At 64.8% G+C, this 26,615-nt stretch carries 21 protein-coding genes; 11 read left to right on the forward strand and 10 right to left on the reverse strand.

Annotation, left to right across the window (positions count from 1 at the left end; translation table 11 throughout):
- The first annotated feature begins 98 nt into the window (after positions 1–98).
- From I6F33_RS01975 to I6F33_RS02000, 6 genes are all read left to right on the forward strand, one after another.
- The gene (locus I6F33_RS01975) at positions 99–1,496 is read left to right on the forward strand and encodes a M20 family metallopeptidase (protein ID WP_225139403.1); all 1,398 of its coding nucleotides are present in this window, start codon (positions 99–101) and stop codon (positions 1,494–1,496) included.
- 87 nt (positions 1,497–1,583) lie between these two features.
- Positions 1,584–2,495: an amino acid ABC transporter substrate-binding protein gene (locus tag I6F33_RS01980; RefSeq protein ID WP_225111556.1), complete on the forward strand. Its 912-nt coding sequence runs from the start codon at positions 1,584–1,586 to the stop codon at positions 2,493–2,495.
- 118 nt (positions 2,496–2,613) lie between these two features.
- Positions 2,614–3,345: an amino acid ABC transporter permease gene (locus I6F33_RS01985; RefSeq protein ID WP_035997279.1), complete on the forward strand. Its 732-nt coding sequence runs from the start codon at positions 2,614–2,616 to the stop codon at positions 3,343–3,345.
- Between the two features lie 3 nt (positions 3,346–3,348).
- Positions 3,349–4,041: an amino acid ABC transporter permease gene (locus tag I6F33_RS01990; protein ID WP_035997282.1), complete on the forward strand. Its 693-nt coding sequence runs from the start codon at positions 3,349–3,351 to the stop codon at positions 4,039–4,041.
- Between the two features lie 12 nt (positions 4,042–4,053).
- A complete protein-coding gene (locus I6F33_RS01995; RefSeq protein WP_035997285.1) occupies positions 4,054–4,785 on the forward strand; it encodes an amino acid ABC transporter ATP-binding protein in 732 nt (243 codons plus the stop codon).
- 176 nt (positions 4,786–4,961) lie between these two features.
- Positions 4,962–5,822, forward strand: a complete 861-nt coding sequence (locus I6F33_RS02000) for a D-amino-acid transaminase (RefSeq protein ID WP_225140879.1) — start codon at positions 4,962–4,964, stop codon at positions 5,820–5,822.
- Positions 5,823–5,955: 133 nt separating this feature from the next.
- On the opposite strand, the gene I6F33_RS02005 is transcribed toward I6F33_RS02000, so the two are convergent.
- From I6F33_RS02005 to I6F33_RS02015, 3 genes are read right to left on the reverse strand one after another with little or no spacing between them, the layout of a single operon-like run.
- Positions 5,956–6,417 carry a carboxymuconolactone decarboxylase family protein gene (locus I6F33_RS02005; protein ID WP_035997291.1) on the reverse strand — a complete coding sequence of 154 codons (462 nt, stop codon included), beginning with the start codon at positions 6,415–6,417 and terminating at the stop codon, positions 5,956–5,958.
- A 25-nt stretch (positions 6,418–6,442) separates the two neighbouring features.
- Entirely contained in the window at positions 6,443–8,056 is a 1,614-nt protein-coding gene (locus I6F33_RS02010) for an MDR family MFS transporter (protein WP_225140881.1), read from the reverse strand.
- Positions 8,057–8,060: 4 nt separating this feature from the next.
- Entirely contained in the window at positions 8,061–9,242 is a 1,182-nt protein-coding gene (locus I6F33_RS02015; RefSeq protein WP_225140883.1) for an HlyD family secretion protein, read from the reverse strand.
- A gap of 204 nt (positions 9,243–9,446) precedes the next feature.
- Between I6F33_RS02015 and I6F33_RS02020 the strand changes: the two genes are divergently transcribed.
- A complete protein-coding gene (locus tag I6F33_RS02020; protein WP_035997299.1) occupies positions 9,447–10,358 on the forward strand; it encodes a LysR family transcriptional regulator in 912 nt (303 codons plus the stop codon).
- On the opposite strand, the gene I6F33_RS02025 is transcribed toward I6F33_RS02020, so the two are convergent.
- Positions 10,342–10,578, reverse strand: a complete 237-nt coding sequence (locus tag I6F33_RS02025; RefSeq protein WP_225111562.1) for a hypothetical protein — start codon at positions 10,576–10,578, stop codon at positions 10,342–10,344. The two genes, I6F33_RS02020 and I6F33_RS02025, sit on opposite strands and share 17 nt — an antisense overlap.
- 100 nt (positions 10,579–10,678) lie before the next feature.
- Here I6F33_RS02025 and I6F33_RS02030 point away from each other — a divergent pair, with 100 nt between their 5' ends.
- Positions 10,679–11,698, forward strand: a complete 1,020-nt coding sequence (locus tag I6F33_RS02030; RefSeq protein WP_225140885.1) for a DUF3616 domain-containing protein — start codon at positions 10,679–10,681, stop codon at positions 11,696–11,698.
- A 79-nt stretch (positions 11,699–11,777) separates the two neighbouring features.
- On the opposite strand, the gene iaaH is transcribed toward I6F33_RS02030, so the two are convergent.
- Together iaaH and I6F33_RS02040 are read right to left on the reverse strand one after the other, a co-directional pair.
- Complete coding sequence (gene iaaH / locus I6F33_RS02035) at positions 11,778–13,199, reverse strand: indoleacetamide hydrolase (RefSeq protein ID WP_225140888.1); 1,422 nt, start codon at positions 13,197–13,199, stop codon at positions 11,778–11,780.
- A 75-nt stretch (positions 13,200–13,274) separates the two neighbouring features.
- Positions 13,275–16,724: an indolepyruvate ferredoxin oxidoreductase family protein gene (locus I6F33_RS02040; protein ID WP_225140890.1), complete on the reverse strand. Its 3,450-nt coding sequence runs from the start codon at positions 16,722–16,724 to the stop codon at positions 13,275–13,277.
- A 152-nt stretch (positions 16,725–16,876) separates the two neighbouring features.
- Between I6F33_RS02040 and I6F33_RS02045 the strand changes: the two genes are divergently transcribed.
- Both I6F33_RS02045 and I6F33_RS02050 read left to right on the forward strand, forming a co-directional pair.
- Positions 16,877–17,332: an Lrp/AsnC family transcriptional regulator gene (locus I6F33_RS02045; protein WP_036021113.1), complete on the forward strand. Its 456-nt coding sequence runs from the start codon at positions 16,877–16,879 to the stop codon at positions 17,330–17,332.
- A 244-nt stretch (positions 17,333–17,576) separates the two neighbouring features.
- On the forward strand, positions 17,577–21,683 hold the full coding sequence (locus I6F33_RS02050) for a GAF domain-containing protein (protein ID WP_225140892.1): 4,107 nt from the start codon (positions 17,577–17,579) through the stop codon (positions 21,681–21,683).
- On the opposite strand, the gene I6F33_RS02055 is transcribed toward I6F33_RS02050, so the two are convergent.
- Positions 21,657–21,998, reverse strand: a complete 342-nt coding sequence (locus I6F33_RS02055; RefSeq protein ID WP_225140894.1) for a hypothetical protein — start codon at positions 21,996–21,998, stop codon at positions 21,657–21,659. The two genes, I6F33_RS02050 and I6F33_RS02055, sit on opposite strands and share 27 nt — an antisense overlap.
- Positions 21,999–22,097: 99 nt before the next feature.
- On the opposite strand from I6F33_RS02055, the gene I6F33_RS38290 reads away from it, so the two are divergent.
- Positions 22,098–22,226 carry a hypothetical protein gene (locus I6F33_RS38290; protein ID WP_260344716.1) on the forward strand — a complete coding sequence of 43 codons (129 nt, stop codon included), beginning with the start codon at positions 22,098–22,100 and terminating at the stop codon, positions 22,224–22,226.
- On the opposite strand, the gene galE is transcribed toward I6F33_RS38290, so the two are convergent.
- The 3 genes from galE to I6F33_RS02070 are packed head-to-tail and all read right to left on the reverse strand — an operon-like array spanning position 22,223 to position 26,406.
- A complete protein-coding gene (gene galE, locus I6F33_RS02060; RefSeq protein WP_225140896.1) occupies positions 22,223–23,215 on the reverse strand; it encodes a UDP-glucose 4-epimerase GalE in 993 nt (330 codons plus the stop codon). The genes I6F33_RS38290 and galE overlap by 4 nt on opposite strands.
- 19 nt (positions 23,216–23,234) lie before the next feature.
- Entirely contained in the window at positions 23,235–24,038 is an 804-nt protein-coding gene (locus I6F33_RS02065) for a WecB/TagA/CpsF family glycosyltransferase (protein WP_035997366.1), read from the reverse strand.
- A complete protein-coding gene (locus I6F33_RS02070) occupies positions 24,031–26,406 on the reverse strand; it encodes a Wzz/FepE/Etk N-terminal domain-containing protein (RefSeq protein WP_225140898.1) in 2,376 nt (791 codons plus the stop codon). Before I6F33_RS02070 ends, I6F33_RS02065 begins: the two co-directional genes overlap by 8 nt.
- Positions 26,407–26,615 lie beyond the last annotated feature (209 nt).

The following is a 26,615-nucleotide window of genomic DNA, read 5'->3' on the forward strand; positions in this document are numbered from 1 at the left end:
TACAAGAGAACTACAAGAAACCATCCAAGTCCCCGCCACTTTCGAGGGCCAACCCATGTCGGGTAAGGTCCTTCGTCTCACAGTCTCGAAAAGCAAGCATGACCAGAGCCGACGCCATCGCCCGCGCCCGTGAGGATTTCAAGTCCGGCGCGTTCCTCGCTGAACTCGATCGCCGCGTCGCCTACAAGACCGAGAGCCAGAATCCGCAGCGCGGCCCCGAGCTGCGCGCCTATCTGGAGCAGGAGATGCAGCCGGCTTTCGCCGCGCTCGATTTTTCCAGCCGCATCGTCGAATCCCCGAGCGGCAAGGCGCCGTTCCTGTTCGCCGAGCATCACGAGAGCGCGTCTGCGCCGACCGTGCTGGTCTACGGCCATGGCGATGTCGTCGACGGCATGGAAGGCGAGTGGCGTGATGGCCGGGATCCCTGGCGCACCAATGCTTCCGGGACGCGCCTCTATGGCCGCGGCACCGCCGACAACAAGGGGCAGCACAGCATCAATATGGCCGCGCTGCGTGCGGTGCGCGAGGCGCGCGGCGGTAAGCTCGGCTTCAACGCCAAGTTCATCATCGAGATGGGCGAGGAGATCGGCTCGCCCGATCTCGGCAAGGTCTGCGATCTCCATCGCGACGCGCTCAAGGCCGACCTGTTCATGGCCTCCGACGGGCCGCGCCTCTCGGCCGATCGGCCGACCCTGTTTCTCGGCTGTCGTGGAGGCATCCGCATCCATCTCGACGTGAACTTGCGCGACGGCGGCCACCATTCCGGCAATTGGGGCGGCGTGCTCGCCAACCCCGCGACCATCCTGGTCAACGCGATCTCCACCCTGGTCGACGGCCGCGGCCGTCTCCAGCTCGATGCCTTGAAGCCGCCGCGGCTGACCAACCAGATCCGCTCCTATCTCGCCGACGTCGAGGTGGTGCCGACTGCGGACGAGCCGGCGCTGGCCGAAAATTGGGGCGAGGAGGGTCTATCGGCCGCTGAACGGCTCTACGCCTGGAACACGCTGGAAGTGCTGGCGATGTCCTCAGGCAATATCGAGAAGCCGGCCAACGCGATTCCGGGCCAGGCCAATGCCGTGCTGCAACTGCGTTTCGTGGTCGGGACGAAGGTTGAGGGGCTGATCGACGCTGTCCGCGCGCATCTGGTCGGACGCGGTTTTCCGATGGTCGAGGTGCGCGCGGCGCAGAGTTTTGCTGCATCGCGCACCGATTTCGACAGCCCGTGGATCAAATGGGCGGCGGATTCGGTGCGAGAGACCACCGGCAAGGCGCCGGCCGTGCTGCCGAATTTCGGCGGTTCGCTGCCCAACGACGTGTTTTCCGAGATCCTGGGACTGCCGACGATCTGGGTGCCGCATTCCTATCCCGGCTGCTCCCAGCATGCGCCCAATGAGCACATCCTGCTGCCATTGACCGAAGAGGCCTTGACGGTGATGGCCGGGCTGTTCTGGGATCTCGGCGAGTTGCCAAAGCCACCGACTGGCCCGTTAACCTGAGCCGATAATCCAGCCGAAAGTTACATTCTAATCCGGCCCGATTTGTGCTTGCATCCGGGCCGCATCATCCGAAAGGGGAAGAAAAACGTGAAACATTTCCGTCACATCGGGCTCGCGCTCGCCGCGACCCTCGTCGTCAGCCAAGCCGGGGCCCAGGAGCTGACCGGCACGCTGAAGAACATCAAGGACACCGGCGCCATCACGCTCGGTTTCCGCGATTCCTCGATCCCGTTCTCCTATCTTGACGACAACCAGAAGCCGGTCGGCTTCGCGATGGACATCTGCTACAAGATCGTCGACGCCGTGAAGAAGGAGCTCAAGCTCGACAAGCTCGAGGTCAAGCTCAACCCGGTGACCTCGGCGACCCGTATCCCGCTGATGGCCAACGGCACCATCGACCTCGAATGCGGCTCGACCACCAACAATGCCGAGCGCCAGAAGCAGGTCGCCTTCACCAACACCCACTACCTGACCGCCAGCCGCTATGTCTTCAAGAAGTCGAGCGGCCTGAAGTCGATCGATGACCTCAAGGGCAAGACCGTGGTCTCGACCGCCGGCACCACCAACATTAAGCAGCTCACCGAAGCCAATGTCGCCAAGGGCCTCGGCGCTAACATCATTCCGGCCAAGGATCACGCCGAAGCCTTCCTGATGGTCGAGACCGACCGCGCGGTCGCCTTCGTCATGGACGACATCTTGCTGGCGAGCCTCGTCGCCGGTTCGAAGAACCCGGACGACTACGTTATCTCCAAGGACGCGTTCTCCAAGCCCGAGCCCTACGGCATCATGCTGCGCAAGGACGATCCCGCCTTCAAGAAGGTGGTTGATGCGGCGACCGCCGCGCTCTACACCTCCGGCGAGGCCGAGAAGATCTACAACAAGTGGTTCACCCAGAAGATCCCGCCGAAGGGCCTGAACCTCAACACGCCGATCTCGGCCGAGCTGAAGAACGAGTTCGCCAAGCCGACGGACTCGCCGAACCCGGACGACTACAAGTAAGATAAAACCTCGATTTTTCGATCGGGATCATGTCCGGCCACTCTTGACACCAGGGTGGCCGGACATTTGCATAGGCGCTCAAGACGTCCAATGACGGGCGCGTTCGCGCGGGGGACACGTGAACTACAACTGGAACTGGGGAATCTTCTTCCAGCCGAATCCGATGGGGACCGGCACCTACCTCGACATGCTGCTGTCGGGGCTGGCGCTGACCCTCAAGACCGCGGCGCTGGCCTGGGTGATCGCGCTGATCACAGGCTCGATCGTCGGCGTCATGCGCACGCTGCCGTCGAAGGGCGCCAATTGGTTCGGCTTCGCCTACGTCGAATTCTTCCGCAACATGCCGCTTCTGGTGCAGCTCTTCCTGTGGTTTTTCGTGCTGCCGGAAATTCTGCCGAGGGCGGCCGGGCTGTGGCTGAAGCAATTGCCGAACGCGCCGTTCTGGACGGCGGCGATCGGGGTCGGCTTCTTCATGTCGGCGCGCGTAGCCGTGCAGCTGCAGGCCGGCATCTCCTCGCTGCCGCGCGGGCAGAAGATGGCGGCGACTGCGCTCGGCCTGACCACCGTGCAGGGCTATCGCTACGTGCTGCTGCCGATGGCCTTCCGCATCATCCTGCCGCCGCTGACGTCTGAATTCCTCAACACCATCAAGAACACCGCCGTCGCCATCACCATCGGCCTGCTCGAGCTGACCGGACAGGCGCGCTCGATGCAGGAATTCTCTTTCCAGGTGTTCGAGGCCTTCACCGCCGCGACCATCCTCTATCTCCTCGTCAACGCCGTCGTCGTGACCGCGATGCGCTTCCTCGAGCGCTGGGTTGCGATCCCCGGCTACATCACGGGGAAATAAGCGATGCTCGGCAATCTCGATTTCGACGTCATCCGCCGCGCGCTGCCGTATCTGTTCTACGAGGGCATGACGTTCACGCTGACGCTGACCTTCCTCGCAGCTCTCGGCGGCCTAGTCTTCGGTACGGCGCTCGCCCTGATGCGCCTGTCCGGATTCAAGATTCTGGGCCGCATCGCCGGCATCTATGTCGACTTCATGCGCTCCCTGCCGCTGGTGCTGGTGATCTTCTGGTTCTACTTCCTGGTGCCCTATATCGGGCAGTGGGTGACAGGCGCCTCGCGTCCGATCAGCGTCGGCGCGTTCACGTCCTCGCTCGTCACTTTCATCATGTTCGAGGCGGCATATTTCTCCGAGATCATGCGCGCCGGCATCCAGTCGATCTCGCGCGGCCAGCCGGCCGCGGCGAGTGCGCTGGGGCTGACCTACGCCCAGAGCATGCGCTACGTCGTGCTGCCGCAGGCCTTCCGCAACATGCTGCCGGTGCTGATAACGCAAACCATCGTGCTGTTCCAGGACACCTCGCTGGTCTACGTCCTGTCGATCACCGACTTCCTGGGCGCGGCGAGCAAGGTGGCGCAGCGTGACGGCCGCCTGGTCGAAATGTATCTGTTCGCCGCCGTGGTCTACTTCACCATCTCCTGTATCGCGTCCTACGGCGTCCGCCGCCTCCAGGCGCGCATCGCCATCATTCGCTAGGGCTCCCCGCTCATGATCGAAATCAGCCACGTCAACAAATGGTACAGCCCCACCTTCCAGGTGCTGACCGACTGCACCACCAATGTCACCAAGGGCGAGGTCGTCGTGGTCTGCGGCCCCTCCGGCTCGGGCAAGTCGACGCTGATCAAATGCGTCAATGCGCTGGAGCCGTTCCAGAGCGGCGACATCCTCGTTGACGGCACCAAGGTCAACGACCCCAAAACCGATCTGCCGAAGCTGCGCTCGCGCGTCGGCATGGTGTTCCAGCATTTCGAGCTGTTTCCGCACCTCAAGATCATCGACAATCTCTGCTTGGCGCAGGAGAAGGTGCTGGGCAGGGGGCATGACAAGGCGCAGGCCAAAGGCATGCAGCTGCTCGAGCGCGTCGGCTTGAAGGAGCAGGCGCAGAAATTCCCGGCGCAGCTCTCCGGCGGCCAGCAGCAGCGCGTCGCCATCGCTCGCGCGCTCGCGATGGATCCGATCGTGATGCTGTTCGACGAGCCGACCTCGGCGCTCGATCCGGAAATGGTCAGCGAGGTGCTCGACGTCATGGTCGATCTCGCCCGCGAGGGCATGACCATGATGGTCGTCACCCACGAGATGGGTTTTGCCCGCAAGGTTGCCAACCGCGTCATCTTCATGGACCGCGGCGAGATCGTCGAGGACGCAGCAAAGGACGATTTCTTCGGCAAGCCCCGCAGCGACCGCGCGCAGAAGTTCTTGTCGAAGATTCTGTCGCATTAACTCCTCTGTCATTCCGGGACGCGCCTTGGCGCGGGCCCGGAATCCATAATCACCAGCCGGGGTTATGGATTCCGGGCTCGTCGCTTCGCGCCGCCCCGGAATGACAAATAGAGGGATGATCCGTCCCTCTAACTGGCGTATAAGCGCGCCAAATTCCCCCTCCCAGGAGACCTGCCTTGGACTCGATCGCCTACGTCAACGGCTCATTCGTCCCGCTCTCGGAAGCCAAGATCTCGGTGCTCGATCGCGGCTTCCTGTTCGCTGACGGCATCTACGAGGTCTCGGCCGTGCTCGACGGCAAGCTGGTCGACAATGCTTCGCATCTGGCGCGGCTGGAGCGGTCCGTCGGCGAGATCAAGTTGAAGCTGCCGGAGACCATCGAGCGCATCACCGAGCTGCAGAAGGAGCTGATCGCGCGCAACAAGCTCGTGAACGGCCTCGTCTATCTCCAGGTGACGCGCGGTGCCGACAAGGGGCGCGACTTCCCGTTCCCCAAGGCCGACGTCAAGCCGAGCCTGGTGATGTTCACGTCCGAGAAGGACATCATCAACGCCGCGGTGGCAAAGTCCGGCATCAATGTCATCACGGTGCCCGACATCCGCTGGGAGCGCCGCGACATCAAGAGCGTGGCGCTGCTGGCGCAGGTGCTGGCAAAGCAGGCCGCGGCGGAAGCCGGCGCCGGCGAAGCCTGGATGCTGCAGGATGGCTATGTGACCGAAGGCGGCTCGTCCACGGCATTCATCCTGACCAAGGACGACGTGATCGTCACCCGCCAGAACTCCAACGCGATCCTGCCCGGCTGCACCCGCAAGGCCGTGATCGCGCTTGCCGAGGAGCGCCAGCTCCGCGTCGAGGAGCGTTCCTTCACGGTCGCCGAAGCGCTCGCCGCCAAGGAAGCCTTCATCACCAGCGCATCCTCCTTCGTGCAGCCGGTGGTCGCCATCGACGGCAGGACGATCGGCGACGGCAAGCCCGGCCCGATGGCGACGCGTCTGCGCGAGATCTACGTGGACTTCGCCAAGGCGACGGCGGTGTAAGCGGCATACGTGGCTGTCGTAGGGTGAGCAAAGGCGCGGTTGCGCCGTGCCCACGCCTTCTCACGTTTTTGCTGAAGAATGGTGGGCACGCGTACGCTTTGCCCACCCTACGAGACTGTCCGTTGCCGTCGGTTTAAGCCACTGACGCCTTCACCTTCACCGGATGCACGGCGCGGAATGCGATCGCGATCCTGTTCCAGGCATTGATGGCACCGATCAGCATGGTCAGGTTCACCGTCTCCTCCTCGGAGAACTGCGCACGGACCTGTTCGTAAGTCTCGTCGGGCGCATGCGTCTCTGAGATCAGCGTCACCGCTTCGGTCCAGGCGAGCGCGGCGCGCTCGCGGTCGGAATAGAGCGGGGATTCGCGCCAGGCATTGAGCAGGTAGATGCGCTGCTCGGTCTCGCCGCGCTTGCGGGCGTCCTCGGTGTGCATGTTGATGCAGAAGGCGCAGCCATTGATCTGCGAGGCCCGGATCTTGACCAACTCGATCAGCGATTTCTCGAGGCCCGTCGACTGGATCTGCGCCTCCAGCGCCATCAGCGCTTTGATCGTATCGGGTGCGGCCTGATAGTAGTTCATGCGGGGCTTCATGGTCGTTCTCCTTTTCGTTGGTTGATCAGTGGGCTCCGCCGGCCGAGACCTGGCCAGGCTTCTTCAGAAAGAATACGGCGATGAGAGCGACGATCAGCGCCATGCCGAGCAGGTAGAACGTGTCGCTGAAGGCGAAGATGAAGGCCTGCTTCTGTACGGTATGGCCGATCGCGACATAGGCGCGATGCGCGGCGTCCGCACGGTCGATAACGCCGTGATTGACGAAATATTGCGTGAGCTGCTCGAGCCGCGTTCGTGTGGCCTCCTCGAACACAGAGACCGACTGCATCAGCACATTGGAGTGATATTGCTCGCGCTTGGACAGCACGGTTTGCAGCAGCGCGATGCCGACGGCGCCGCCGAGATTGCGCATCATGTTGAACAGGCCGGAGGCCGAGCCCGCATTCTCCGCTTCGATGCCTGCGGTCGCGACCGCCGACAACGGCGGCATCACCAGCGCCTGGCCGATGGCGCGCACGATATTGGGCCACAGCAGCTGGTCGGCGGCATAGTCGTTGGTCATGTTGATGTTCATGAAGTTGGATGCTGCGAACAGAACGAAGCCGACGCCGATGATGATCCGCGCATCGAACTTCTGCATCAGGCGCGGCACCAGCGGGATCAGCACGAGTTGCGGCAGCCCGGTCCAGGCCAGCACCATGCCGATCTGCTCGGCATTGTAGCCCTGAATACGCGCCAGATATTGCGGCAGGATGAACACGGAGCCGTAGAGTGCAATGCCGAGCAGGAAGTTCGCGAGCATGCCGAAGCCGAAATTGCGACGCACGAGCAGACGCAGATTGAGCAGTGGCTTCTTCACCGTGAGCTCGATGATCAGGAATGCCGTCAGCGCAACAGCGGCGATGATCGAGAGCTTGACGATGAACGGCGAGCCGAACCAGTCGTCCTTGTTGCCTTCCTCCAGCACAGTCTGGAGCGCGGACAGGCCGATCGCCATGGTGATGATGCCGGCCCAGTCGCCCTCGCGAAGCAGCGCCAGCTTCATCGGCTTGGGCTCGAGCGCGTACCAGAGCATGCCGACCATGATCGCGCCGGGAACCAGGTTGACGTAGAAGATGTATTGCCAGCCGAAATTCTCGGTGAGATAGCCGCCGATGGTCGGGCCGATCGCCGGCGCGAAAGTCGCCGACAGCGCGAACAGCGCAAGGCCGACCGGCTGCTTGGCGCGCGGCAGCAGCATGATGATCAGCGTGAAGGCCATCGGGATCAGCACGCCGCCGGTGAAGCCCTGGATGGCGCGCAGCACGATCATCTGCGACAGATCCTGCGCCAGTGCGCAGGCCGCGGACAGAACCAGGAACAGGATCGCGTTGGTGAGCAGATAGATGCGGATCGAGAACACCTGCGCGAGCCAGCCCGACAGCGGGATGACCACGATCTCGGCGATCAAATAGGAGGTCGAGATCCAGCCGCCGTCGTCGATGCCGGCGCCGATCGCGCCCTGAATGTCCGCGAGCGAGGCGTTGACGATCTGGATGTTCAGAACCGCCATAAAGGCGCCGAGCGTGGCGCCGATCACCGCGATCCAGGTCTTTGTCGACACCGCCGGCGCGGCGGATGCTACGGGGGCGGGAAGATTGGCGGAGGTGGCGTTGAGGGCCGGTTGGAGCGTGCCCATGGCTTCAACCCCCATTCGCGCGGGACGTATTGTCGGCAAGGCGCTTGGCCGTCTCGCGCTCGGCCAGCACCGTCTGTTTGGTGTCGACGGTCGGTACCGCGGACATGCCGGGCCGTAGCAAGCCGGTGAGGCTGTGGTCGTCGAGGACGATCTTCACCGGAACGCGCTGCACGATCTTGGTGAAATTGCCGGTGGCGTTGTCGGGCGGCAGCAGCGCGAATTCGAGCCCGCTCGCCGGCGACAGGCTGTCGACATGGCCGCGCAGGGTGGTGTTGCGGAAGCTGTCGACGTGCAACTCGACCGGCTGGCCCGGCCGCACATGCGTGAGCTGGGTCTCCTTGAAATTGGCGACGACGTAGACGGCGTCGAGCGGCACCACCGCCATCAATTGCGTGCCGGCCTGCACGTATTGGCCGACACGCAAGCTGCGGGCGCCGACCGTGCCGTCCACAGGCGCGGTGATCTCGGTATAGGACAGGTTCAGCGCCGCCTGCTGCGCGACCGCGCGGGCGCGTTCGAGCTGGGCGGTGGCCTGAGCGCGCTGGGTGGTGAGCACGTCGACCTTGCGCTGCGCGGCGACGAGGCCGGACTTGGCATGCTGCAATTGCGCGCTGCTGGCGCGCAGCGCCGCGTCGGTCTGCTGCGCGCGCTGGATCGTGCCGGAGCCCGACTTCATGAGGTCGTCGTAGCGGACGCGCTCCTCCTGCGCGAATTTCAGATTGGCTTCTGCAGCTGCGACGTCGGCGGTGCTCTGTTCGATGATCGGCTGCTGCAGTTCGAGCTGGGCGTCGATGTTGCGGACCGAGGCTTCGCCGGCGGCGACGTCGGCTTTCGCCTGATCGAGCGCCGCCTTGAAATCGCGGTCGTCGATCTTGGCCAGCAGCTGGCCCGCCCGAACCTTCTCATTGTCGCCGACCAGCACCTTGGCGATGTAGCCGGAGACCTTCGGCGCGACGATCGTGGAGTCCGCCTTCACATAGGCGTCGTCGGTGGATTCGAGGTAGCGGCCGTTGGTCCAGTAATCGTGTCCGTAGTAGGCCATGGTTGCAGTGCCTGCGAGCAGCGCGAGCACCAAGGCCGCGCGCCGGACCCTGTTCCGGGCTGGCATAGCGGGCGGCGCCTTGGCGTAATCGCGCGTGATTTCAGTGGCTTGCTGGAAGGTCTCGGCGCGGGGCATTTCGGACATTGCAGTCTCCTGTCGGCTCGCTGAGACTATCGGTCTTGCTGGCCCGGATGATAATCGGCTAGATTCTGGAAGGATTATCCATTCAAGGTGGATAATCTGAGCGGTCACCCTGGTTCGTGATGTCTACCGGGTCAGGCGAGCGGCTACGCCAGCGCGATTGCCGCGCGATTGCTGCTGAGGCGCACATCCCAGTCAAGGAAAGCCATGGATCGATTGACCAGCCTCGAAGTGTTCAGCCGGGTGGTCGAGACCGGCGGCTTCTCCGCGGCAGCCCGCAAGCTCAACATGTCGACCACCATGGTGAGCAATCACGTGCAGGCATTGGAAGACCGGCTCGGGGTGCGGCTGCTTCACCGCACCACGCGCAAGGTCAATCTGACCGAGATCGGGAAGGCCTATTACGACCGCTGCGTCCAGATTCTCGCCGACATCGAACAGGCCGACGACATCGCGAGCGAATTGCAGTCGGTGCCGCGCGGCACGCTGCGCATTCACGTCGCCACGCACATGGTGCCGTTCGTCGCGCCGATTGCGGCCAAACTGCTGTCGACCTATCCGGAGCTCAAGATCGATCTGCGCATGGGCGAGGCCGAGGTCGACCTCATCGAGGAAGGCTATGACGTTGCCCTGCGCATGACACAGCCACCGGATTCAAGCCTGATCGTGCGCAGCCTTGCCACCTGGCGCCACGTGCTGTGCTGCTCCCACGATTACATCGAGAAGCACGGCCGGGTGCAGAAGCTCGACGAGCTCACCGGGCACAATTGTGGTCGGCACTTGAACTATCCGTTCGGCGACGAATGGCGCTTCCTCGATCGTAAGGGCACGCCGGCCTCGGTGCGCGTCTCCGGCAGCTTCGTCACCAATAGCGGAGAAGCGCTGCGCGAGGTCGCGCTGGAGGGCGCCGCAATCTGCCTGATGGCGGGGTTCCTCATTCAGGATGATCTCGAAGCCGGCCGCCTCGTGCGCCTGTTGCCGGAATATCGGACGGTCGAGCTCTCCATGAACGCGGTCTATCCGCATCGTCATCATCTGTCGGCGAAAGTGAGGACCTTCATCGACCTGCTCGTGCACCACAGCGCCGAGCAGCAGAAGCTGATCAACCCGTATTCATGAGACCTTTCACCGCCGGCTCCACGTGCGGCAGAAAGCGTGTTGACAACGCCGAGTTGTCTGCAACAATACAACCTGAGATATGAATGATGTATTTGGGGCCGAGGCAATCGGTTCGATCCTTTTTTGATACGACGTTTCGTCCAGGCCAGGTTTCTAGCTTCTCCTCTTCCATCTGTTGCTCTTCCATGTTTGACGGATCGACCGGCGGCAAGCCGGTCAACGTTCGCTTGCGTGAGAGCTTCGCAAGGGATTGGCGGCATCATCCTGTGATGGAGCTGGATGGCTTGATCTGGCCCGACTGCCGCTCTAGGGAGGCTTCGATGACCATTGCCAGAGCAGGATGGATTGCGACTTTGCTGCTCGGCCTCGTGATGGCGGGTGGCGTGCAGCCTTCTCCTGCTGCGGCCGACGATGCGTGGCCGGTCAAGAACAAGCTGATCGGCAAGGACGGAGGCAAGTCGAAGGATGTCAGCGGCATCGCCTGCACGACCGCTGATGGGTTTCCCCGTTCGTGCCTCGTTATCGACGACAATCTCCAGGGCGCTCAATTCATCGAATTGACCGACGGCAAGCTCGTCGCCGGCAGCCCCGTGAAGTTGATCAACAACACGTTCAATGGCAAGGCGCTCGAACTTGATGGCGAGGGCGTCGCCTTCTCCAAACGGCAGTATTACGTCATCGGCTCGCATGGTCATCCGCGGGACAAGGACCACAAGCTCGACCCCAAGAAAGATGCCGATAAGATTCGGGCCAGGATTGCCGCAAGCAGCCAGATCGTTCGGTTCCGCACGACGGGGGCAGATGGCAATGCGTCGGGCCTCGAGCGTACGGGGCAATTGCGAGAGGTCATCGCGGCCGAACCTGCGCTTCTCGAGTTCATGGATATCAGGCTGGAGAAGAACGGCTTGACCATCGAGGGCGTGGCGATCAAGGACGATCGGACGTTGCTCGCAGGATTCCGGGGCCCCGTCTTGAACGACAATCGCGCCGTCGTCCTCTCGGTAGAGATAGACGCGCTGTTCGGTGATCGAAAAAGCACGACTCACCGGCTGTTCCGACTTCCGCTCGGTGACAACAGGGGTGTACGCGATCTCGCCGCGTTCGGCGATCGCACCCTCATCCTGGCCGGTCCTGTTGCGGACGGGCCGGGAGCCTACGCAATATATTCTTGGGACGGAGCGTCCGAGACCGTACGGCTATTGAAGGAACTCCCGTTCGATCCAAAGCGAAAGCCGGAGGGACTGCTGCCGTTGGGCGCGACTTCCGCCGGACTGCGGGTCCTGATCGTATTCGACAGCGATAAGGAAGGTACCCCCACCCCCATCGAAATACCACGATGAAAGGGATCGGACCTCCCCGCCTTGTCCAGCCGGTCGAACGAACGAGGCGCCACCTTCCAGCATTTCCGGAGGGAGTCCGTCAGCGAGCCGGTGGCGGCAAGCGCCCGAACGCAGCCTCGAGCGCCATGCCGATCGCGAGCAGGCGGGGATCGCTGCCGGCGGGGCCATCGAGCTCAAGCCCGATCGGCAATCTGCTGCTGGCGCCGAGCGCGATCGGGATCTGGATGCCGGGAATCCCGGCATTGCTGCCTGGGTCCGTGTTCTGAATGAACAGGCCGAAATTCTCGAGGCTGCTGGACTCCGGATTGGAGGGAATGGCGACGCGCGGCGTGGTCGGGAAGGCGATCGCATCGAGCCGGTTGTCGGCAAAGCTCCCGGCGTACAGCGCCTGCAGCGCGGGGCGCGCAATCTCGATCGCGGCGTCGTAGATCGGCTTGGCGTCGACCAGGGTGCCGTCGGGACCAGGCAGCTTGCGCGGGATCACCAAGCCGTCATAGGTGCCCTTCACATCGGCGCTGGCGATCTGCTCCGCCAGTGCCGCGATGGAGAGGCCGGTGCCGGTGTGCCTGAGATAGGCGACCAGATCGTCATAGGCCTCGTACAGCGCGACGGGAAAGCTGACCTGGGCGTCGAGCTCTGCCAGTTGCGGCATCTCGATCCCGACGACCGTGACGCCTTGCACCTTCATTTTCGCGACGGCTTCCTGGAACGCGGCCTCGGTGTCGGCATCGAGATTGGCCAGCATCGATCTCGCGAGGCCGACGCGGACCTGCGTCAGATCCGCCGGCGCAAGCGCATCGCCACCGGCGATGACGCGGTCGAGCAGCGCGACATCCGCTATGGTCGCAGCCATCGGGCCTGCGGTATCGCGGGTGTGCGAGATCGGTGCGATGCCGTCTTGCGGGTAGCGGCCGACCGTCGGGCGCAGCGAGGCGCATCCGTTCAGGGCGGCAGGCACCCGCACCGATCCGCCGGTGTCCGTGCCGAGCCCGCCGGCGACGATCCGTGCGCCGATCGCCGCGCCCGTGCCTGACGAGGAGCCGCCGGCGATCAAAGTGCGATCATAGGCGTTGCGCACGCCGTACTCGGCGCCGGTCTTGAACGCGGTGTTGTAGCCGGAGATGCCGAAGGCGAGCTCGTGCATGCTGGTCTTGCCGATGATGACCGCCCCGGCATCGCGCAGCTTTGTCACGACAGGCGCGTCGGCCTTCGGAATGTAATCCTTCAGCGCCGGTGTGCCGGCACTACAGGGCAGTCCCGCGACCTCGATATTGTCCTTGATCACGATGGGTACGCCGCCGAGCGGCTTTGTCTTTTCGCCTGCCGCGTCGAACGCGGCCGCGGCCTTCAAGGCGCCGGCTTCGTCCAGGGTGACAAAGACATTGAGTTCGGCGTTGGCCTTGGCGCGGGCCAGGGCTTCCCGGGTGAGTGCGGTGCTCGTGAATGTCCCGGCGGCGAGGCCGGCCGCGGCCTCGGTCAGTGTCAACTGGTCGAAATCCATGATGCATCACCCGATCGCAGGAGGCCATCAGAGCGTCCCTTAAGGAGCAGAGGCTGAAGCGTCCGCGGCGCCGCGTCAACCGGTGGCGTGCATCCTTGCCGGCGATGGCGTGTCCAGTTCGGCGAGCAGCCGCTCGACGTCGGCCTTCACCTTCAAAATCGCGATGTCCTTCACCGGGCCATAGCCGCGGATATCCATCGGGCCTTTGGCGATCGCCACGAGATTTGGCAGATGCGCCGCATCGAGCTCGCCCAGCATCCGCTCGATCAGGCCTTCATACCAGGCGATCAATTCACGCTCCGCGCGCCGTTCCGCGGTGTAGCCGAACGGATCGAAAGGCGTTCCGCGCAGTGCTTTCAAGCGCGCGAGCATGGCCAGAGGCACCTGAATCCACTGGCCGAAGGCGCGTTTGCGCGGACGTCCCCGTGCATCGCGCCGCGACTTCAGGAACGGCGGGGCGAGGTGGTACTGGATGCTGAAGCCGTCCTCGAATTCACGCTTCAGCTCGTCGAGAAAGCCGCTTCGCATGTGGAGCCGCGCCACCTCGTACTCGTCCTTGTAGGCCATCAGCTTGAACAGGCCGCGAGCGACCGCCTCCGTCAGCGCCTCACTGTTCAGCTTGGCCTCGGCATTGCGGACCTTTCCGACCATCGCCCGGTAGCGCGCCGCGTAGGCGTCGTCCTGATAGGTCGTGAGGAACTCGGCGCGCCGGGCAATGATCTGGTCGAGCGTCTCGGCTTCAGGTGCCTTGTCCGAGGTCGGCAGAAAATCCGGATCGGCAGCGGCGATCCGGCCCCAGGCAAAGGCCTGCTTGTTGCGCTCGACCGCGACGCCGTTGAGCTCGATCGCGCGGAGCAGCGCCTGCAGCGAAACAGGGACGAGACCGCGCTGCCAGGCAAAGCCCAGCATGATGATGTTGGCGTAGACGGCATCGCCGAGCAGGCGCTCGGCCAGCGCATTGGCACTGAACGTGTCGAGATTGTGCTCGCCGATGACCTGACCGATTGCGCGCAGGCGGCTTGGCGCAGCGAGATCGGCGTCGCGGAAGCGGACCACGTCGCCGGTCGGCATTTCCGCGGTGTTGACGGCGGCACGGGTGCCGCGGCGATATGTGCCTGAGGCCTTGGGCGAGGAGCTGACGACGAGGTCGCAGCCGATCAGCGCATCGGCCGCGCCCTGGTCGATGCGGACCTGGTGCAGCGCCTCAGGGCTCGCGGCCAGGCGAATGTAGCTCAGCACAGGCCCGAATTTCTGCGCAAAGCCCGTGAAGTCGAGCACCGAAACGCCGCGGCGTTCCAGATGCGCGGCCATGCCGATCAGCGCGCCGACGGTGATCACGCCGGTGCCGCCGACGCCGGTCACCAAGAGATCGTAGGGCCGCTCGAGCGTTGCGGGCGCGGGCAGGGGTAGTGTGGCGGCGCGGTCGGCCGCGTCGATATGGCTCGCGCTCTTCGTCCGCCGCGTCGCGCCTTCGACCGTGACAAAGCTCGGGCAGAAGCCGTTGAGGCAGGAAAAATCCTTGTTGCAGGCCGACAGATTGATCTGCCGCTTGCGGCCGAACGGCGTCTCCTTCGGCTCGACGCTGAGGCAGTTGGATTCGACCGAGCAGTCGCCGCAGCCTTCGCAGACGAGGTCGTTGATGTAGGCGAAGCGCTTGGGATCGGCCATCTGCCCGCGCTTGCGCCGGCGCCGCTTCTCGGTGGCGCAGGTCTGCTGGTAGATCAGCACCGAGACGCCGGGCACCTCGCGCAGCTCGCGCTGCACGGCATCCATCTCCTCACGCGGATGGATGGTCACGCCGGATGGCAGGTCGGCCGGCCTGAATTGCGCGGGATCGTCCGACACCAGGGCGATGCGCTCGACACCTTCGGCGCGGACGCTGTGGGCGATGGCATGGACGCTGACGGGCCCATCGACCGGCTGGCCGCCGGTCATGGCGACCGCGTCGTTGAACAGGACCTTATAGGTGATGTTGGCCTTGGCCGCGATCGCCTGCCGGATCGCCATCGAGCCGGAGTGATAATAGGTGCCTTCGCCGAGATTCTGGAACACGTGCTTGCGGCCGGTAAATCGCGATGAAGCAGCCCAGTTCACGCCCTCGCCGCCCATCTGGATCAGCGAGGAGGTCTCGCGGTCCATCCAGCTCGCCATGAAGTGACAGCCGATGCCGGCGAGCGCCTTCGATCCTTCCGGCACTTTGGTCGAGGTGTTGTGCGGACATCCCGAGCAGAAATAGGGCGTGCGCGTCGCGCCGCTGACATTGATCGTGCGCGCGGCTTCCGGCATCAGGGCGGCCGCGCGCGCGGCGAGATTGAGACCCGGAAACATCGGATCGAGCCGGCGCGCGAGCACGTTCGCGAGCGCGCGAGGCGACAATTCGCCGATCCAGGAGATCAGCCGTGCGCCGGTTTCGTCGTGCTTGCCGACCATGCGCTCGGGCTTGCTGCCGGGATAATCGTAAAAATATTCCTTGAACTGGCTCTCGATGATGCCGCGCTTCTCCTCGACCACCAGGATCTCGCGCTTGCCCTTCACGAACTCCATCGCGTCGTGCAGCGCCAGCGGCCAGACCATGCCGACCTTGTAGACGTCGATGCCGAGGCGGCGGCAGGCGGCTTCATCGAGGCCCATCAGCCGCAGGGCTTCCATCAGGTCGAGATGCGCCTTGCCGGTGGTGACGATGCCGTAGGTGGCGTTGGGGATATCGTAGATGTGGCGGTCGATCGGATTGGCCTTGGCAAAGGCGTAGACGGCGTGCTTCTTGGCTTCCAGCCGTTCCTCGATCTGCGGGCCCGGCAAATCGGGCCAGCGATAGTGCAGGCCGCCGGGCGGCGGCGTGAAGTCTGGCGTGCGGAAGAGGCGCGGCGGGCGCAGCGCGACGGATGCGCCTGATTCCACGATCTCGGAGATCGCCTTGAAGCCGACCCACATGCCGGAGAAGCGGCTCAGCGCGTAGCCATATTCGCCGAACGCCAGATATTCGCCGACGTCCGAGGGGTGCAACGTCGGCATGAACCAGCTCATGAAGGCGACGTCGGACTGGTGCGGCATCGAGGAGGAGACGCAGCCATGGTCGTCGCCGGCGACCACCAGCACGCCGCCATGCGGCGAGGAGCCATAGGCGTTGCCGTGCTTGAGCGCATCGCCGGACCGATCGACGCCCGGGCCCTTGCCGTACCAGAGCCCGAACACGCCATCGACCTCGCGGTCGCCTTGCGTCTCGACCTGTTGCGAGCCGAGTACAGCTGTCGCCGCGAGGTCCTCGTTCACGGCGGGAAGGAATTCGATGCGGTCCTGCTTGAGCCGCTGCTGGATGCGCCAGAGCTCGAGATCGATGCCACCGAGCGGCGAGCCGCGATAGCCGGAGATGAAGCCGGCGGTGTTGAGCCCGGCCGCACGGTCTCGTCGCGCCTGGTCGAGTGCGATGCGGACGATGGCCTGCGTGCCCGTGAGGAAGACGCGGCCCTCCTCGCGTTCATAACGATCGGAGAGCTCGTAGGTGTCGAGTGACGGAATGGCGTCCATGGCGGACCTCGCGCGGCATCCTGCCCAGTGATGGAAAGTTATGCCCGGGCCGCTGGTAGGTCTTACCTATTTATCCCTTCTGTTACGGAAATTCGGTACAATTTTGCATGCAGGCGCGCAATCTGGTAGATCTGCTCGAACTGGAGCCTCCCATGATCGAAGAGCAGGATACCCGCATTCTCGCCCATCTCCAGCGAGATGGCCGCGCCACCAACCAGCAACTCGCCGACGGGGTCGGCATGTCCACCTCGGCCTGCTGGCGGCGGGTGCGGGCGCTGGAGGAGAGCGGCGTCATCCAGGGCTATGCGGCGCTGGTCGCGCGCGAACGGGCAGGCTTTGCGATGTCCGCCATCCTCCACGTCTCGCTGGAGCGGCACGATGCGAAGTTCGTCGATGAATTCGTGGCGAGGGTCACGAAGCGCCGCGAGGTGCTGGAGTGTTTTGCGACCACCGGGGACGCCGATTATCATTTGCGCGTCGTCGTGCAGGACATGGCGGCCTACAACCGCTTCCTCGACGAGTTCATGTTCCGCATCCCCGGCATCCGTTACGTCCGCAGCAACGTGGTGCTGAAGGAGATCAAGACCAGCGTGGCGCTGCCGTTTTGAAGGAGGTGCTACGGCACCGCGATATCAACCTCCCGTAAACCAACACAGGCTGCAAAGTGGTAACTGAACATGCCATTCGTAGGCGGTTCGGCGTCGCAGCGGTATTCCGGTCAGTTTTGTCGCGCTCGTTCGCAACTCGTTCACTTTGATCGACGGTTTGCGCCGCGCAATAACGACCACTTAGGCGATCGCCGCGCATAAAGGTCCCGGGATAAATAGGCAGAAATGCCTGGGAGCTGAGATCGTGCCGACGACACTCGCGCGCACCTTTGCGGCGTTGAGCGCCATCAATGAAGCGATCCTGTACGCGAGATCGCCGGAGGAACTGTACCAGAAGGTCTGCGACGCCGGGTTTTCGAGCGGGGATTTTCTGGCCGTTGCCGTTTTCCTGGTCGAGCCGGACGGCCGAAGGCTGCGCTACGCGGCCGGTTGTGGCGATGACGTTGCGCGGCTCCGCTCGATCGTGATCACGACGGAAGCCGGCACGCCAGAAGGAGCCGGCGTCGGCGGCGAGGCGTTTCGCGATCAGAAGCTGTGCGTCAGCAACGACTATCTGAACGATCCGCGCTCGCTGGCGTGGCGCGAAGGCGCCGCCAAGGCGCATATCGGTGCGGCCGCGGCGCTGCCGCTGCTCTGCAATGGCAAGAGCGTCGGCGTATTGTATGTGACGCGGAGCGAGGCCAACTCGCTGAACGAGCAGATGGTGTCACTGTTCGAGCGCATGTCGGCGAACATTTCCTACGCGCTGGACAATTTCGCCCGTGAGACCGCGCGGCAGACCAGCGAGCGGGCGACGCGGCGGCTCAACCGCATGTTCGGCGCCATCAGCGCCACCAACGAAGCCATCCTGCGCGCCAAGACCGAGCGGGAGCTATACCAGCTCGTGTGCGACGCTTCGGTCCACAGCGGCAAGTCGCTGGCGACCATCGTGCTGCTTCGCGAGCCGGACTCGCACTGGATGAAGCCTGTCGCCGCCACCGGGCAGAACCTCGATCTCGTCACCCAGGCACGCTATTCGGTCGATCCGGACAATCCTTACGGCAAGGGTATCTCGGGCGAGGTGTTCCGGACGCAGAAGGCCATTGTCGAGGACGATCTCGCCAGCCGCACCAGGGGCACGCCGTGGGAGCAGGCCAACGTCAACACCGGCGTCGCCGCCTGCGTGGTCGCGCCGTTGATCAGGCACGGCGAGAGCGTCGGCGTGCTGCTGTTCTTCATCAGCCGGTCCTGGGCCAAAGACGAGGAGATCGTCGCGCTGCTGCTGCGCATGGCCGAGAACGTCTCCTTCGCGATCGAGAATTTCGGCCGCGAGGCCGAGAAAGCCCGGATCTCCGCCGAAGAAGAGTGCCTGGCGCGCATGTATGCAGCGCTCAGCGCCACCAACGAGGCGATCCTGCGGGCACGGTCGCGGGCTGAGCTGTTCGACCTCGTCTGCGAGGCGACCGCAACGGGAGCAAAGTTCACCTCAGCCACCGTCGCGCTGGTCGACGATCGGACCGGGCTGCTGCGCGTCGTCGCCTGCTACGGCCCGAATGCGGATCAGGTTCGCAGCTTCACGTTCTCCACCTCCGACCAGGTGCCCGAAGGGCGCGGCTTGACCGGCACCGCGTTTCGCACGCGCCAGCCCGCCGTCAGCAACGACGTGCTCGCCGACGACCGCATTGCGCCCTGGCAGGCCAGCGCCCGCCGCACCGGCATCGCATCCTCTGCGGCCTTGCCGCTGTTCAACGGCGACCGGGTCGAGGGCGTCTTTCTGTTCAACTCCCCGGAGCGCGGCACCTTCACGCCGGAGCTCGTCGAGCTGCTGCGCAAGCTTCAGGCCAACGTCGCCTTCGCGCTCGAAAGTTTCGACCGCGCCGACGAGAAGGCGCGGGCGGACAAGCAGCGCAATCGTCTGAGCGGAATGTTCGAGGCGCTGAGCGCGACCAATGAAGCCATCATGCGCGCCAAGACGCGCGAGGAGTTGTTCGAGGCGGCCTGTCAGGCGGCCGTGCTCGGCGACCTGTTCGCCTCGGCGACGATCGGCATCATCGACGAGGCACGCGAGCTCGTCCGCGTCGTTGCCGTCAAGGGACGCTTGCAGGAGCGCATGAGCGGGCGTACCTGCATCATTTCCGCCGATCATCCCGAAGGCCAGGGCATCATCGGCACTTCGCTGCGGACGTGCCGGCCCAGTGTGATGAACGATTATCTGAACGAGCCGCGCTCCGCATATTGGCGCGCGCAGGCCATCGAGGATGGAACGCGGGCTGCGGCGAGCTTCCCGCTTCTGAGAGCGGGACGGGAACCGGTCGGCATTCTGCTCTTCCTCGCACCGGAAGAGAATACGTTCACGCCCGATCTGGTCGAACTGCTCGGGCGGCTCGCGGAGAACGTCTCCTTCGCACTCGACAATTTCGAGCGCGCCGAGGAGAAGGCCCGCACCGAAGCGCAGAAGGAGCGCCTGACGCGCATGTTCGCGGCCCTGAGCGCGACCAACGAGGCGATCATGCGCGCGAAGTCGCGGGCCGAGCTGTTCGACCTCGTCTGCCTTGCGGCGTCGAACGGCGCCAAGTTCACCTCGACCACGATCGCGCTGGCAAGGGCCGGCAGTGATCGGCTGGAAATCGTAGCGAGCGCGGGCCCGTCCGCCGACACCACCCGTAATGTGCGGCTCTCCGTCGATCCGGAGCGGCCCGAAGGACGTGGGATGAGCGGCACGGCGTTCCGCACGCGCCAGCCCTGCATCAGCAACGACTATCTCAACGACGGCCGCGTGAGCGCCTTCCACGCCATCGTGCGCGGCGACGGCGCGCGGTCGGGGGCCGCGTTTCCGCTGATCGCGCATGACCACGCGGTCGGCGTCATGATCTACATGTCCACCGAACCGGCGACCTTCACGCCCGAATTCGTCGACCTGCTGCAGCGCCTCGCCGACAACGTCTCCTTCGCGATGGAGAATTTCGATCGCGCCGACGAGAAGAACAAGGCCGACGAGCGCATCGAATACCTCGCCTCGCACGACAGCCTGACCGATCTGCCGAACCGCGAGACCTTCAACGCCCTGCTGCGCGAGGCGATCGATGCGGCGCAACGCCACGATCACCGCTTTGCGGTGCTGTTCATCGACCTCGACCGCTTCAAGGTCATCAACGATTCGCTGGGTCACGAGGCGGGCGACCTGCTCCTGCTCGAGGTGGCGAACCGTCTGCGCGGCGCCCTGCGGGCGAGCGACGTGGTCGCGCGGCTCGGCGGCGACGAGTTCGTAGTGATCCTCGACCAGTGCGGCGAGATCGAGGACGTCCAGCGCATCGCCACCGGGCTGCTCGCCGCGCTCGCCGAGCCCATGCAGCTGGCCGGCCACGAGTGCCATTCCACCGCCTCGATCGGCATCGCGATGTATCCGGCCAACGGCTCCGACGCCCAGACGCTGACCAAGAACGCCGACATGGCGATGTATCTCGCCAAGGAGGACGGCAAGAACGGCTATCGCTTCTTCTCCAACGAGGTGAAGACGCAGTCGATCGAGCGGCTGTCGCTGGAGAGCGCGCTGCGCCGCGCGCTGGAGCGCGAGCAGTTCTCGCTCAACTACCAGCCCAAGGTGGACATGGCGACGGGTCAGATCACGGGCGTCGAGGCGCTACTGCGCTGGGCGCATCCTGATCTCGGCAACGTCTCGCCGGCACAGTTCATTCCGCTTGCGGAGGAAACCGGGCTGATCGTGCCGATCGGCCGCTGGGTGCTGGAAGAGGCCTGCGCGCAGGCCATGGCCTGGCAGCGCCGCGGCCTGCTGCCGCTGTCGATGGCGGTCAACCTGTCGCCGCGGCAGTTTGCCGACGAGCATCTGTTGCAGGACGTCGACGAGGCGCTGGCGGCCTCCGGCATGTCGCCGGTGCTGCTCCAGCTCGAGGTCACCGAGAGCATGATGATGCGCAATGTCGGCCGCGCGCTCAAGGTGCTCGACTCCATCCAGAGCCGCGGCATCCGTCTCGCCATCGACGATTTCGGCACCGGCTATTCGTCGATGTCGCTGATGAAGCACTTCCCGATCGACACGATCAAGATCGACCGCTCCTTCGTGCGCGACCTGCCGCAGGATTCGGAGGATCAGGCCATCGCGCAGGCGATCATCAGCATGGGCAAGGCCCTCGGCATGACCGTCGTCGCCGAAGGCGTCGAGAATGCCGAGCAGGAGGCGTTCCTGCGCGCCCATGGCTGCGACGAGATGCAGGGCTTCCTGATCTCCAAGCCGCTGCCGGCGCGGCAGATGGGCGAGCTGCTGCGGCCCATGGCGCTGCCCGTCGCGCCGCCGCTCCAGCCGGAAGCGGCCGGCGAAGACGCAGCCTCAGGGCTGAAACGCGCCGTCGTCTGACGGCTGCGGGTGCAGCTCGCGCACCTCGTGCTCTTCCCCCTCGGTCTTGCTCGGAAAGTCCTGGGGACCGGTCAGTGACGTCTGCTCGGTGAACAGCGCGAGAATGGCGCGCGCGCCCTCGGCGAAGCTCGTCCCTTCGCTCACGTTCAACGCGCAGCAGCTTGTTGCGCTCATCGGCTCCTGGTCGTCGACCACGGCCATCGCGGGCCCCCACCACCAGGCGGGCGCGGGCGAACGCTCGTCCTGCGGCACCACATGCCAGCGGACGAACTCCTCCATCACGCGCTCGAATTCCAGGCGGACAGCCTGATGCATGTGGTCGATGCTCCCAGAATCGCGTCCGACGACGGGTCGACACGCTGACTTGATCGTCACGTCGTTCGGAAAAATCGGCTCGTGCAAGCGAGCCGAACCATGCAGGCCGACGTCGTCGTCGGCAATGCGGAACGTGCGGCTGCCGGCAATGTGCCGGCGCAGCCGCGATGGTTCATTCTAGCCGCTGCAGGGCACGGCAAGCAAGCGATTGGAGCCGCGATTGCCTAACGCGGCCTGAACGGATGCGCCTTCTGATGCCAGGCCCAGGCCGTGCGGACGATCGTCGGCAGGTCGGAGTGACGCGGCACGAAGTTCAGCACCGTTCTTGCAGCAGAGGGATCGGCGACCAGAAAGGTGGGATCGCCGGCGCGGCGCGGCTTGATCGTGTGCGGCACCTCGCGCCCGGTCTCCTGCCTGATGGCGTCGAGGATCTCGCGCACGGAAAAGCCGGAGCCGGTGCCGAGATTGAAGCTGCCGCCGGCATGGCCTTGCTCCAAGAGCCTCAAGGCCGCCACATGCGCCGCCGCAAGGTCCGTGACATGGATGTAGTCGCGGATCGCGGTGCCGTCGGGCGTGTCGTAATCGTCGCCGAACACCGCGAACTCGACATGGCCCTGAAGCGCCATCATCGCGCGGGGAATGAGGTGGGTTTCGTTGTCGCGCAGCTCGCCGATGCCGCCGGCCGGATCGGCGCCGCTGGCGTTGAAATAGCGCAGGCAGAACGCGCCGAAGCCATAGGCCGTGCGGTAGTCGGCGAGCATGCGCTCGATCATCAATTTCGACGCGCCGTAAGGATTGATCGGCGCGCAAGGAAAGTCTTCCGGCAGCGCCTTGGAATCGGCGTTGCCGTAGACGGCGCCGGTCGAGGAGAACACGATGCGATGGCAGCCCGCGTTGCGCATCGCCTGCAGCAGCGACAGCGTGCCCTGGACGTTGTTGATGTAATATTTCTGCGGGTCGGACATGGATTCCCCGACGAGGCTCGCCGCCGCGAAATGCATCACCGCCGTGATCTTGTGGTCGGCGAAGGCGCGCGCCAGCGCCGTGCCGTCGAGCAGATCGCCCGTCACCAGCGGGCCCGATACGAAGCTGCGATGACCTGTCGAGAGATTGTCATAAACGACGGGCTGATAGCCGGCGGCGGACAATGCACGGCAGGCATGCGAGCCAATATAGCCAGCGCCCCCGGTGACGAGGACGGTCGGTCGGTCGGTCATGTCGTATTCTGCTCTTCTCTTAACGGAGGGGCCGGTTGCGGCTGAAGAGAAGATAGAGCGCGCGGGGGTTGGTGGTCAAATAACGCCAGAGCAGACGGCGCGGCTCGAGCAAGGTGCGCCAGGCCCATTCGAGCCCGATCTTCTGCATCCATTGCGGCGCGCGGGAACGACTGCCTGACAAGAAGTTGAACAATCCGCCGGATGTCTTGATGACGCCAACATTGGTCAGATGCGGCGTGAATTCCTTCACGAATGCCTGTTCGTTGGGCACACCGAGCGCGACCCACAGATAGTCCGGTGCCAGGGCGTTGATCTCCTCGACCTTGGCACGCAGCGCCTCGCCGCGCAGATAGCCGTGGCTGTGCCCGACGATCTTGAGATGTGGATACATTTTCTGGACGTTCGCGACCGCCGCGGCGTTCTCGGCCTCGCTTGCGCCGAACATGTAGAAGGTGCGGCCGGCGGCTTCGGCCTTGCGCGCGACGACGTGGAACAGGTCCGTGGTTGCGACGCGCTCCGGCAGCGGGAACCAGGATTGCAGCTTTGAAGCGGCGACCAGCGGCTGTCCGTCGGCGTTGATCAAATCGGCGGCACGGAACAGCTGCTCGGTCTGCGGCTCGGTCGAGCAGCGCGCCAGCACCTCGCCATTGGCCGAGGTCAGGAACAGCGGACGGCCGATGCGATGGTCGGGATTCGTCGCCTCGATCATGAAATCGGCGGTCTCTTCCAGGTCGATCGCGGCCATGCGAAGTCCGCCGACGGTGATTCTCGGCACCTCGGCAGTTGCTGCCCGTCCGTCGAGGTTGACGCGGCGCTCAAGCATATTGTCTGCCTCGCTGGCGCGTTTGCATTGCAGGGGTGAGCTCGTCGAGCACGACGCCGACGAGCTTGCGCTCGGCCGGGCCGAGCGCGGCTAGGATCTCTTCCAGGCTGTCGTTGATGTCGAGGCTGGTCGGCAGCACGGCCACCAGCGAGTCGACGTCCTCAAGCAGCTTGCGGCCGCCGGCCGCGAGCGGAATGGCCGGGCCGTCGAGGATCACGAGATCATAGCCGCCCGCGGAATGGGCCTGCACAATCGCCTTGTGGATGGCATCGGCGGCTTTGCCGGCGTCGCCGTCGGCGGCCGGCAGCACCGAGATGCCGTTGACCGTCTTGATCTCGCGCGCGTCCTTGCTGCCGATCGAGAGCCAGCCGAGCCTGCTCGGCTCGCTCTTGCCTGGACGGATGACCCTGTTCGTGAGCGAGCGCGCCTGATGGTCGGCATCGATCATCAGCACGCGGGCGCCGTCGCGTGCGGCCGCCAGCGCGAAGTTCAGCGCGGCCACGCTGCGGCCGCTGGTCTTGCCGGTGCCGACGAGCGCGACGACCGGGATCGCCTTGCCGCCGGCGCGCCGCGTTACCGCGGCGCGCATGTCGCGCCAGGCGTTGAGCAAGCTCGTCATGGGAAAGCCGGGGCGCAGCGTCGGCCAACCCAGCCGCGTGAGATCGACGCCGCCGCCGGTGGGAAGTATGGCGCCGAGCGTATGGATGACGTCGGCCTCCTGGAAGCGTGCGATCAGCGGCTTCTCGATCATTGGCTGCTCGACCATCGAAGGCTGCAGCGGGGGCGCGGCAAGTTCCGGCATCGACGGCGCAGCTTCAGGAGCGCGCGGGGCCTGGCGCGGCTGAGCAACCTCCGCAGCGCGCGGGAGCTCCGGTGCTCGGGACGCCTGCGGCGCCGGCGAGCGCTCACGCCGGGCGGGTGTCGGCGTCGCGGGCGCGGCTGCACCGGCGAAAAGCAAATCTGCCACGACGAACCAGCTCGACGCCGCGATCGCCCCGAAGATGAAGCCGATCATGGCGAACAGGCTCATGGCTGGCGGGAACGAGCGCCGCTGCGGCACCGTCGCCTCGCCGATGACGCGGGCGGCCGAGGTGTTCAGGCTCTCCTGCTCCTCGGTCTCGCGGGAGCGCTTGAGAAAGGACTGATAGACGTCGCGGCTGGCATCGGCTTCGCGCTCGAGCTCGCGCAGGCGCACGGCGGCCTGGCTGAGCTGGACGCTCTGCCGCTTCTGCGCTTCCAGCGCGCGGTTCAGCGAGGCCTCGAAGTCGCGGGCGCGCGTCAGATCGTTCTTGGCGGACTGGGCGAAGCGGTCGATCTCCTCGTTGATGGTGCGCTTGAGGTCCTCGACCTGCTTCTCGGTCTGGCGCAGCGCCGGATGGCGCGGCCCGAGCTCACCGGCCTGCTCCGCATATTTCTTCCGGGCGTCGGCATATTGCGCGCGCAAATTCGCAATGGTCGGCGATTGCAGCGCCTCCGGAATCGCGCCGGCATCGGCAGCGGTGCGGCGGCTCGCCTCGATCTGGTCGAGCCGCGCCTGCGCGTCCATCGTCGCCGCGCGGGCCGCGGAAAGCCGCTGGTTGCTGGCGGAGAGCTGCTGATCGCTGATCAGCGCATCCTGGGTGCCGACGAAATTGTTCTGGGCCTTGTAGGTCGCCAGCGCGGTCTCGGCGTTACGCAGCCGGTCGCGCAGCTCCTTCAGACGGCTGGAGAGATCGTTGGTGGCGCGCCGTGCCGCCGAAGCCTGCGACTTGCGGGATTCGGAGAGATAGGCATTGGTCAGCGTGTTGGCGAGCATCGCCGCCTTGGCGGGATCCGTCGACCAGACCTCGATGTCGACGATGAAGCTCTTCTCGGTTTTGCGGATCGCGATGTGCTTGTTCAACGCATCGAGCGCCGCGAGCTCCACTTCCCTCTTCTCCGCAGCGGAGGGCGCGCGCGGTTGCAGGCCGATCAGGCCGAGCAGCGACGACATCAGGCTCCCAGCCTCGCCGCCTCCGAATTCCGGATCCTTGTCGAGGCCGGCCTGCTGGATCACCTGGAGCAGCACGCTGTTGGAGGTGATCAGGCGCGCCTGACTCTCCACCACCATGGCCATGCCGGTGACGTCCTGGGCCCGGGGCGTGAGCTCGCGGTCGACGAGCTGAAGCTCGCGCGGGTCGACATAGAGCTGAGCGGTGGCGGTGTAGCGGGGCGTCACGCTCTTGCCGATCGTGACGGCAAGCGCCGCACCGAGCAGGGCGGCCGCGGCGATCGCGACCTTCCGCCGCCAGAGCAGATTGGCGAGCTCCAGCACGTTGAAGCCGGCCTGAGGCTTCCGTTGCGCGGCCTCCGGTCTGGCTCGATCGATCGGCTGGCTATAATCAAGCATGATCCCCAGCTTTCATTCCAAGTGCCGCGGGCTGAGGGGTTACTCTTCGCTTTACGCCACGCACCCGGGATATAGGTGCCCAATCAACGCAACAGGGAAAATTAACCATACTCATTGAGGGACTATTCACCGAAATGGCAAACAAAGCGTTTAAGCGCATGCCATCCCTCGGCGCCTTCCTGTGAACCTCGCGATACCCGCTCCTTAAC

Origin of the sequence: Bradyrhizobium sp. BRP20 (assembly GCF_020194215.1) — a bacterium.
GTDB lineage: Bacteria > Pseudomonadota > Alphaproteobacteria > Rhizobiales > Xanthobacteraceae > Bradyrhizobium > Bradyrhizobium yuanmingense.